The organism is Thiorhodococcus minor, assembly GCF_010820565.1.
Lineage (GTDB): Bacteria > Pseudomonadota > Gammaproteobacteria > Chromatiales > Chromatiaceae > Thiorhodococcus > Thiorhodococcus minor.
The window spans coordinates 1-784 of sequence record NZ_JAAIJQ010000305.1 but is presented as its reverse complement, the minus strand read 5'-3'; the positions used below and the strand labels follow the sequence as shown (position 1 = coordinate 784).

General features: G+C 61.0%; 1 protein-coding gene. It reads right to left on the bottom strand.

The annotated features are described in order from the left end of the window. Window positions 1–91 precede the first annotated feature (91 nt). On the bottom strand, window positions 92–784 hold a 693-nt coding region (locus G3446_RS27090; protein ID WP_209262674.1), incomplete at its 5' end, for a WecB/TagA/CpsF family glycosyltransferase.

Sequence of the window (784 nt, the reverse complement as noted above, 5' to 3'; positions counted from 1 at the left end):
GCTCTCCTGCCAACTCACCCAGGTCAAAGATCACAACTTCGTGTACGCAGATCGGGCGCGCTCGGCAGGTTGCACCCGTCTTGATCAGAGGTTATCGGGCATGCAATATACCAAGGCGCGACAAGATCCAGACGCGCGTGACCTGATAGGCGAACCTGGGCAATGCCGTCTGTCGAATCAGCCGCTTCGGTTGCGATAGCAAGCGGTAGAGCCATTCGAGATGGATACGACGAAACAATGAGGGAGCGCGCCGGACCTGGCCTGCCAGCACGTCGAAGGTGCCGCCCACGCCCTGGCACACCCTGACCGATTGCAGCATCGACAAATGCCGTTCCATCCATAGCTCCTGGCGCGGGCTACCCAAGCCAACGAAGAGCAACTGAGCCTCGCAGGCATTGATCCGCCTCACCAGCTCCGGCATTTCAGGGTCAGGGACAAAGCCATGCTGCCGACCTGCGAGCTGAAGCCCGTATCGCCGTTCCAGCTTGGCCGCGGCTCTTGCGTTGACCTCCTCGCTCGCACCATAGAGGAAGACCCGATACCCTTTCCGAGCAGCAAGCGCGCACAGCGCCGGCATCAGCTCGGCGCCCGGAACCCGTCGCATGCGACACAAACCGAGCAGACGCGCCGCCACAACCACGCCGATCCCATCCGGTATCAGCAATCCCGAGCCGCGCAAGCCGGCCATGAGGGTCTCGTCTCGCTGCGGCTCTCCCGTTTGCTCTGGGGTTGTGATATCTTTAAAATCAATGGCTTGCCTGCTGCTTTCCGCTAGAACCCTATT